The organism is Streptomyces sp. NPDC002130 (assembly GCF_040296465.1).
In the GTDB taxonomy this organism is placed as follows: domain Bacteria; phylum Actinomycetota; class Actinomycetes; order Streptomycetales; family Streptomycetaceae; genus Streptomyces.
The window spans coordinates 22,597-31,933 of record NZ_JBEOXI010000076.1; the positions used below are offsets into that span (position 1 = coordinate 22,597).

The window sequence follows — 9,337 nt, forward strand, 5'->3', positions numbered from 1 at the left end:
GTCCGGGCTTGCTCCGTCCGCCTGTAAGACGCAGGAAGGGACGGTCAGGTCACTTCGCGCACTCGACCTTGTCGGCCGTGGCCTTCTGCACCTCGTCCGGCACCTTCGCCGGAGTGGTGAGGGGCACGCCCGCGCCCTCGAAGTCCTTGCCCAGGGTCAGCGTCATCGCCGGCAGACCCTGGGAGTTGGTCACGCTCTTGCCCGGCTTGAGCGCGGCCCCGGACAGGCCCATGATCTCCGCGAGCCGGCGCGCCTGGTCCGCCTCGTCGGGCCCGTACTCCAGCGTGGTCTTGGCCAGCGGCTGTTCGGCGTTGCCCGCGTTCTCGGACTTGGTCACGCCCTCCTGGACCTGCAGCCAGCTGAGGGTCTCCTGGGCGCTGCCGGCGATGGCGCCGCCGTTGAGGATCCGCACCCGGACCTCGGAGGCCGGTGCCTTGGTGCCCTTGAGCCGGGCGGCCTCGGCGGCCTTCTCCTTCTTCTTCTCCTGCTTCACCGCGGTCAGCGAGACGTCGTCGCGGACCATCGCGAACAGCTGCTGGGCCTGAGGTTCCTTCAGGACCACCGTGGCCTTGATCTTCTCCGCCGGGTTGTCGACGACGGGCACGGTCGCGAACGTGAGGTTCTTGGTGTCGAACTTGCCCAGCTCTGCCCCGAGATCGGCCAGTTTCTTGATCGTGCTGATCTGCGAGTCGACGGTCAGCGCCTTGGTGCCCGCCTCGGCCAGCTTGATCATCTTCGGCGGGCTGGTCAGGGTGTCGTTGGACTTCAGCTTGCGCATCATCGAGCCCAGGAACTGCTGTTGCAGTTCGATCCGGCTCAGGTCACCGCCGAATCCCACGGAGTGCCGGGTCCGGACGAAGGCCAGCGCCTCCTCGCCCTCGATCGTGTGCTCGCCCTTGGGCAGGTCGAGCTTGGAGTCGGGGTCCTTGATGTCCTTGGCCAGGCAGACGTCGACCCCGCCCACCGCGCTGGTCAGCGTCTTGACCGCGTTGAAGTCGGCCACCATGAAGTGGTCCATCTTCAGCCCGGTGAGCTCGGTGATCGTGCGCATGGTGCAGCTCGGCGTCCGGTCCTCCTGCCCCAGGCTGTTGTTGAAGCGGGTGCGCTGCTTGCCCGGGATGACCTTCTCCGAGCCGTCCTCCTGCGTCGTCGGGCAGTCCGGGATGTCGGTGATCAGGTCGCGGGGGATGCTCAGCACCGTCGCGTTCGTACGGTCCTTGGAGACGTGCAGCACGAGCGTGGTGTCCGCGTGCCCGGCGCTGTTCTTGTCGCCGTAGCCCTCGTTGCCCTTGCCGGTGCGCTTGTCGGTGCCGATCAGCAGGATGTTGATCGCGCGGTCCTTGCTGAACCCGCCGGTGCCGGCGCCGTCGTCGGAGACGGACGTGATGTTGTTGTTGAGGTGCTCGTAGTAGAGGTACGCGGCCGCGCTCGTCCCGACGAGCACGAAGGCCAGGGAGCCGCCGGTCCACATCAGGACCTTCTTGCCCTTCCCCTTCTTCTGCGCCGGACGGCGCCCGCGCCGCCCCGCGGCCGCGTCGGCCGGGGCGTTGGTGCGTCGGCGCGGGGAGGAAGCCTCACCGCCGGATGCCGCCGCCCCGGAACGCCGGGCGGGTTCGGTCCGGCGGGCACGTGCCGCACCGCCCGCCCCGGTCGGGCCACGGCCACCGGAACCACGGGGACCGGGAACGGACGACTGCGCTGCGGAAGGGGCCAGTCGCAGTTCGTATTCGCCGGTGTTCGGGTTGAGTACCCACTGGTCTGCGGGATCGACGTCGTCCGCCCGCCCACGGCCTTGCGCGTCCACGGTTGCCTGTTCCTCCGTCGGGCCACGCGGCGCCCTCCCCCGGAAGGCGCACGGTGCTGGTCAAGCAGTGCACTCCCCCAGGACGGAGCTCATGGGTGAGAGCACTGGATCGCACACACTATCCGCACACTTCGGCGTCAAGCGACGTGGGTGAGAAATTGCACGTTCTCACAACTGGGCAATCCCGCCCATTTGTTTGAAGGAAGTTTGGCGAACGCGAAGTGAATACCCGTTACTTGGCGCACTCCACCTTGTCGGCGGTGGACTTCTGCACGCCCTCCGGTGCCTTCGTGGGTGCGGTGAGGGAGACCCCAGCCCCTTCGAAGTCCTTGCCGAGGGTCAGCGTCATCGCGGGCAGCCCCTGGTCGTTGGTCACGCTCTTGCCCGGTTTCATCGCGGCCCCGGACAGACCCATGATGTCGGCGAGACGGCGGGCCTGGTCGGCCTGGTCGGGCCCGTACTCGAGGGTGGTCTTCGCCAGTGAGGCGGGCGCGTTGCCCGCGTTCTCGGACTTGGTCACGCCCTCCTCGTTCTGCAGCCAGCTCAGCGTCTCCTGGGCGCTGCCGGCGACGGCACCGCCGTTGAGGATCCGCACCCGGACGTCGGAGGCCGGTGCCTTGGTGCCCTTCAGGCGGGCGGCGACCGCGGCGGCCTCCTTCTTCTTCTGCTCCTTGACGGCGGTGAAGGAGACGTCGTTCCTGATCATGTCGAAGACCTGCGGGGCCGTCGACTCGTTGAGGACGACGGTGGCCTTGACCTTCTCCGCCGGGTTGTCGATCACCGGGACGGTGGTGAAGGTCAGGTTCTTGGTGTTGAGCTTGCCCAGCTCCAGACCGAGGTCCTTCAGTTTGCCGATGCTGTCCAGCTGCGAGTCGACGGTCAGCGCCTTGGTGCCCGCCTCGGCCAGGTCGAGCATCTTCGACGGGCTGGTGAGGGTGTCGTTGGACTTCAGCTTGCGCATCAGCGCGCTCAGGAACTGCTGCTGCAGCCCGATCCGGCTCAGGTCCCCGCCGAAACCGACGGCGTGCCGGGTGCGCACGAACGCCAGCGCCTGCTCGCCCTCGATGGTGTGCATGCCCTTGGACAGCTTCAGGTGCGAGTCCGGGTCGTCGAGGTCCTTGCCCACACAGACCTCGACCCCGCCCACCGCGCTGGTCAGCGTCTTGACCGCGTTGAAGTCCGCCACCATGAAGTTGTCCGGCTTGACCCCGGTCAGCTCGGTCACGGTACGCATCGTGCAGCTGGGCGTACGGCCGTCCTGGCCGAGGCTCGTGTTGAAGCGGACCTGCCGCGTGCCGGGGATGATCTTCTGCGTGCCGTCCTCCTGCGTCGTCGGGCAGTCCGGCACGTCGGTGATCAGGTCACGCGGGATGCTCAGCGCGGTCGCGTTCGAACGGTCCTTGGAGACGTGCAGCAGGATCGTGGTGTCGGCGTGCCCGACACTGCCCGCGTCGCCGTAGCTGCCGTTGCCCTTGCCGGTGCGCTTGTCGGTGCCGATCAGCAGGATGTTGATCGCCTTGTCCTTGCTGAAGCCACCGGTGCTCGCGCCGTCGTCGGAGACGGACGCGATGTTGTTGTTCAGGTGCTCGATGTAGAAGTACGCGGCACCCGCGCCGGCGACCAGCACGAACGCCATCGTGCCGCCGGTCCACAGCAGGACCTTCTTGCTCTTCGAGACCTTCTTCGCCGGGCGTCGTCCGCGCCGTCCCGGCAGCGGCTCCTCCGGCGCCCCGCGGCGTCTGCGCGGCGGCGGCACCGCGCGGCCGGGCGTCTCGGGCCGCGACCGGCCGGGCGTTTCGGGCCGCGACCGGGCGGGCGCCTCCGTACGTCCGCGTGCCTCCTTACGGCCGCGCGCGGGCGGGGCCGCCTCGGAGGACCGGGGCCTGCGAGGTGCGGGCACGCCCGACCGCGGCGCCGAAGGTCCCAGGCGCAGTTCGTATTCGCCGGTGTTCGGGTTGAGCACCCACTGGTCTGCGGGGTCGACGTCGTCCGCCCGCCCACGGCCTTGCGCGTCCACGGTTGCCTGATTCCTCCGTCGGGGGACGCGGCGCCTTCCCCCTCCAGGCGCCCGGGTCTCGGTCACACAGTGCGCGACCTCGGGACCTCCCTCGGGGCCGGGCGCACCGGATCGCTCACACTAACCGGCCCTTTCGGCGCCGGGCGACGACGGTGACCCATGCCACGTCCCCACACCCGGGCAATTCGCCTATTCCCGGGTGGAGAGTTCATTGCCTTGGAGTGGCCTTGGTGCCCGCTTTACTCACAGGTGTCCTCGGCTGCCGTGTTCCCCCGATACGTCGGTGGAGGAGAAACGGTGACGGCGGGCCCGAGATGAGGACCCGGATGCGCGTCCCCGTACGACCCGTCGCGCGTGCCGGAGAGGCTCGGCGGGGCGGAACTTCGCGGGCCGTTCCCCGCCACGACCAGGGGTGCGTCCGTGCGCAGCCGCTCGAAGAGCCGGTCCGCCGCGGGCTCCACGAGTTGGTCGCGATTGGCGTCGTACGCATACGACTCCCGGGGGACGGTCAGGAATTGCACTTGTTCCATGGGGATGTCGCGCAGACCACGCACAAGATCGTACAAACCACGCAAGCTGGCCAGTTCCGGGTCGGTGGTGAGGGACGACGTGGCGGCATCCAGCACGGGGTACAGCTTCACCGGATTCAGCAGGACGTCGTTGCTGCGCACCTTGTTGACGAGTGCCCCGAGGAATCGCTGCTGCCGCTCCATCCGCTCGGTGTCGCTGCCGTCGCCGAGGGACTTGCGGGCGCGGACGTAGCCGAGGGCCTGCTCGCCGTCCAGTGTCACGTGCCCGGCGGGCAGCCGCAGCTTGGCGGCCCGGTCGTCGATCGGCTCCCGCAGGCACACCTCGACGCCGTCGACCGCGTCGACCATCTTCTTGAAGCCGTGGAAGTCGACGACGACGTGGTGGTCGATGCGGATGTCGGTCAGCTTCTCCACGGTCCGGATGGTGCAGGCCGAGCCGCCCAGCTGGAAGGCCTGGTTGAACATGGCGAACCGGGGCGCGCTGCGGGAGCCGTCCGGGCGCCGGCAGCCCGGCAGGTCCACCATCAGGTCCCGGGGGAGGGAGACGGCGGTGGCGCTGCCCCGGCCCGCGGACAGGTGCAGCAGGATCGTGGTGTCGGACCGCTCGGTGCCGGAGTCCCGCCCGTAGCGGGCGTTGCCGGTCCCCTCACGCGAGTCCGACCCGATCAGCAGGATGTTCCGGGCGTCCTTGACCAGGGAGGTTGGCCGCTCCTTGTCGTAGCGCGCGAGTTCGGCGGCGGCCGCCTCGTCGGGCGTGATGTTCCCGCTGAGCTTCGCGTACACGGCCCAGCCGGCCCCGCCGGCCGCCACGAGGAGAGCCATGGCCCCGAACGCCGTGATGCGTACCCACCGCCGTCGGCGCCGCCGCACCAGCCCCCGCCCGCTGGCGGACGCCCCCGCGCCCGGACCGACCCTGTAGCCCACGGCAGCAACCACCCCTCCTGAACTGGGAACGCCCCGCGCGCACTGCTCCTACGACCATGGCGCGGAAGACGGACGGGGGGCGGATGGGGATGGGCCGAACGGACGAGGAGCCGGGCTACCGGCCCGCCGTCCCGCGGGTGGTGGTGACGGTGTCCGCCGTGTGGGACGCGGTGCGGGTGGCCGGCTGTGCCGTGGGTGGTGATCACGGTGTGGCGCCGTGTGAGACCCCGTGTCAGCGGCCCGCCACGGCCCGGGTGGTGGTCGTGACGGCGTCTGTTGTGCGAGGCCGGTGTCGGCGGGCGTCTCTGCCGTGGGTGGTGGTGACGGTGTCTGCTGCGTGAGGCGCGGCGTCAGCGGCCCGCCGCGCCCCGGGTGGGAGTCATGACGGCGTCTGCTGTGCGACGCCCGGCGTCAGTGGCCGGCCGTGCCGCGGGCGATCACCGTGACCCGTTCGCTCTCCACCCGCTTGTCCAGCACCCCGTCCCCGGCCTGCTCCAGGTGCCGGCACAGCACCACGGAACCCCCGGTGGCCAGCGGCCCGAACAGCCCGGCGTTCAACCCGTCCCACGTGTCGTACGGCAGCCCCGACAGGATCCGCGACCCCGGCCCGGTCAGCCCCAGCGCCGTCGCCTCGGCCCGGGCCCGCTCGACCACCTCGGCCCCGCTGAACTCCCGACCGGCCACGATCAGCGCAGGCCCCTCCGGATCCACGGGCGCGTACGGCACGAACCGGTCGCCCTGCCCCGGCACCTCCACCGCGTAGTCGGTGAACCCCTCGGGCGCCTGCGGGAACCGCCCGCCGAGCGGCCGCAGCGCCATCGCGATCCGTGAACCGGAGCACGCCCGGGCCTCCTCCAGGCGGTCCGGCCCGCTCACCACGACGTCGGCCGCCCGGGCATCCCCGGACACGTCCGCGACGACCCCCACCGACGCGCACGCCAGCAGCCACACCGCCGTCTGCCAGTGCGCGGGCAGCAGCAGCGCCACCCGGTCCCCGGGCTCGACGGACAGCTCGTCCTGGAGGAGGTTCGCGGTCTTGGCCACCCAATTGGCGAAGGTGGCCACGGACAGTTCGACCCGTTCGCCCGTGGCGTCGTCGTAGAAGGTCACCAGGGGGCGTCCCGGATCCGCGGCGAGCGCGGAACCCAGCAGGTCGGCAGGGGTGCGGTCGGTGGCGTTCACCCGCGCAAGCGTACGCAACGCACGGGCCCCCACCCAACGGCCCGCCCAGCGCTGCGCCCCGAATGCGCCACCGGTTCGGCCGAACCCCGACCGACGGTCCGTCAACTCCCCAATGGACAGAGTTGTACGACTATGTCCAAGATCAGGGGCATGCGTGGATTCCTTGCTTCCTCGATCGGTGTCACCTGCGCGGCCGCTCTGGCCCTCCCCCTCACCCCTCCCGCCCTCGCGGCGCCGGCGAGACCGGCGCCGGCCACGGAAGTCGCGAGACCCGCGCCCCCTGCGGGTTCCCCGGCCATGAACCCGGCCGAGCGGCGCGCGGCCGAACCGTACGCCGCCGGCAGCACCCAGTCCCTCCCCCTCGAACCCCTCACCCGCACCCGCGCCACCCCCTCCGCTCCCCCCACCGAGCAGGGCCTGTCCCGCCGCGCCGTACGCCACTTCTCCCTCGTCGGCGTCATCTGGGACGACCCGGACGCCGAACTGCACGGCCGGGTACGGGTCCGCACCCGCGCCGCCAATACCGGCACCTGGTCGGGTTGGCAGGACCTGGACACCCACAACGCCGACCACGCCGCCGACCGGGGCACCCCCGAGAGGGCCTCGGGCCGCGTCCGCGGCGCCACCGCACCGCTGTGGGTGGGCGACTCCGATGGCGTGGAACTCCGGGTCAGCTCAGAGTCCGGCGGCAGGGCGGCCGCCTTCCGCGCGCGCCCCCCGGACGCCCGCCACCTGCCCGCCGCGCCGCCGTTGCCTTCGGGCCTCCGCCTCGAACTCGTCGACCCGGGCAAGGCCGACACCACATCCCTCGACGTCGGGGGCCCCCGCGCCGCCGACGCCCGGAACGCCGAGTCCTCCGCCCTCGTCGAGGCCTCCGCCGCCAACGCCGGCCTCGCCCCCCTCGGCGCCACCGAGATCGCTGCACTGAGCCGCGCCGCGACCGAGCAGGAATACCTCGCCTTCAACGCCGACGGGCTGACGCAGCAGCAGCGGCAGGCGAAGCCGTACATCGGCCCGCGCCCGGGGATCGTCACGCGGCGCGGCTGGGGTGCGAACGAGGGGCTGCGGGAGAGCGGCCTCCGGTACACGAAGAAGGTCAAGGCGGCCTTCGTGCACCACACGGCCAGCGGCAACAAGTACCGCTGTTCGCAGGTCCCGTCACTCATCCGCGGTATCTACCGCTACCACGTCAAGAGCATGGGATGGCGGGACATCGGCTACAACTTCCTCATCGACAAGTGCGGAAAGATCTACGAGGGCCGCGCCGGGGGCGTGGCAAAACCGGTCCTCGGCGCACACACGTTGGGTTTCAACAGCAACAGCATGGGGATCGCCGTCCTCGGGTCCTACGGCGCCAAGAAGCCGTCGAAATCCGCGGTCAAGGCCATCGCCCGGCTGACCGCGTGGAAGCTGGGGCTGTACCGGGTGAACCCGAAGGGAAAGACATACCTGAAGTCGGCCGGAAGCAATCTCCACCGGAAAGGCAAGAAGGTACGACTGAACACGATCTCGGGGCACCGGGACGGCTTCAAGACCGAGTGCCCGGGACGCAAGCTCTACGGAAAGCTCGGCTCGGCCCGTTCCAAGGCGGCCCGCTACCAGGGCCGCTGAGCACACGTTCACCGCGGTCGGGGGGCAGCGGGCGGCATGCCGCACGGCCGACGAAGGCGCCACGGAACGATCTGCATACACTGACCGGCCGAAAGACAGTTCGGCCGGTCCCGGCAGGAAGCAGAGACGACACGTGACTGAAGCGATCCTCCTGGTCGGCGGCAAGGGCACCCGGCTGCGCCCGCTCACGGTGCACACGCCCAAGCCCATGGTCCCGGCGGCCGGGGTGCCCTTCCTCACGCACCAGCTGGCGAGAGCGAGAGCTGCCGGTGTCGAGCACATCGTCCTGGCCACCTCCTATCTGGCCGAGGTCTTCGAACCGTACTTCGGTGACGGCTCCGCGCTGGGACTCCACCTCGAGTACGTCACCGAGGAGGAGCCGCTCGGCACGGGCGGCGCCATCCGCAACGTGGCCTCCCGGCTGCACTCCGGCCCCGACGACCCGGTCCTGATCTTCAACGGCGACATCCTGACGGGCCTGGACATCCGGGCCCTGGTCGACACCCACGAGACGACGGGCGCGGACGTCTCGCTGCACCTCACCAAGGTCACCGACCCGCGCGCCTACGGCCTGGTCCCCACCGACGACACGGGCAGGGTCCTGGCGTTCCTGGAGAAGCCGCAGACCCCCGAGGAGATCGTCACCGACCAGATCAACGCGGGGGCGTACGTCTTCCGCCGCTCCGTCATCGACTCGATCCCGCTGGGCAGGCCGGTGTCGGTGGAACGGGAGACCTTCCCCGGCCTCCTCTCGGCCGGCGCGCACCTCCAGGGCATGGTCGACTCGACGTACTGGCTGGACCTGGGCACCCCGGCGGCCTTCGTCCGGGGCTCGGCGGACCTGGTACTCGGCCGGGCCCCCTCGCCCGCCGTCCCCGGCCGCTGCGGTGACCGCCTGGTCCTGCCCACGGCCCAGGTCGCGTCCGACGCGAAACTGGCGGGCGGCACGGTGGTGGGCGAGGGCGCCTTCGTGGCGGAGGGCGCGCGGATCTTCGGCAGCACGATCCTGCCGGGCGCGGTCATCGAGCCGGGCGCGGTCATCACCGACTCCCTGATCGGCACCCGGGCCCGCGTCGGCCAACGCTCGGTCCTCACCGGCACGGTCATAGGCGACGGCGCGGTGATCGGCCCCGACAACGAACTCCTGGAGGGCGCCCGCATATGGTGCGACGCCCGGTCAGGGAGGCCCGCAGTCCGCCGAGCGCTTCGACGAGCCCGGCGGAGACCGGATCGGTCGAGTTCCGAAGCATCGAGGTGAGGGCATCGATC

At 70.8% G+C, this 9,337-nt stretch carries 6 protein-coding genes; 2 read left to right on the forward strand and 4 right to left on the reverse strand.

The features are described from left to right. Positions 1-49: 49 nt before the first annotated feature. From ABT116_RS16975 to ABT116_RS16990, 4 genes are all read right to left on the reverse strand, one after another. Positions 50-1,804: an LCP family protein gene (locus ABT116_RS16975; protein WP_351633666.1), complete on the reverse strand. Its 1,755-nt coding sequence runs from the start codon at positions 1,802-1,804 to the stop codon at positions 50-52. Between the two features lie 232 nt (positions 1,805-2,036). Further along, on the reverse strand, positions 2,037-3,821 hold the full coding sequence (locus tag ABT116_RS16980) for an LCP family protein (RefSeq protein ID WP_351633669.1): 1,785 nt from the start codon (positions 3,819-3,821) through the stop codon (positions 2,037-2,039). Positions 3,822-4,060: 239 nt separating this feature from the next. Continuing rightward, the gene (locus ABT116_RS16985; protein ID WP_351633671.1) at positions 4,061-5,275 is read right to left on the reverse strand and encodes an LCP family protein; all 1,215 of its coding nucleotides are present in this window, start codon (positions 5,273-5,275) and stop codon (positions 4,061-4,063) included. A 411-nt stretch (positions 5,276-5,686) separates the two neighbouring features. Next, positions 5,687-6,457 (reverse strand): TIGR03089 family protein, encoded by a 771-nt coding sequence (locus ABT116_RS16990; protein WP_351633672.1) that lies wholly within the window; start codon positions 6,455-6,457, stop codon positions 5,687-5,689. Positions 6,458-6,607: 150 nt separating this feature from the next. Between ABT116_RS16990 and ABT116_RS16995 the strand changes: the two genes are divergently transcribed. Together ABT116_RS16995 and manB are read left to right on the forward strand one after the other, a co-directional pair. Further along, positions 6,608-8,068 (forward strand): N-acetylmuramoyl-L-alanine amidase, encoded by a 1,461-nt coding sequence (locus ABT116_RS16995; protein WP_351633675.1) that lies wholly within the window; start codon positions 6,608-6,610, stop codon positions 8,066-8,068. A gap of 133 nt (positions 8,069-8,201) precedes the next feature. Next, complete coding sequence (manB, locus tag ABT116_RS17000; RefSeq protein ID WP_351633678.1) at positions 8,202-9,326, forward strand: mannose-1-phosphate guanylyltransferase; 1,125 nt, start codon at positions 8,202-8,204, stop codon at positions 9,324-9,326. Positions 9,327-9,337 lie beyond the last annotated feature (11 nt).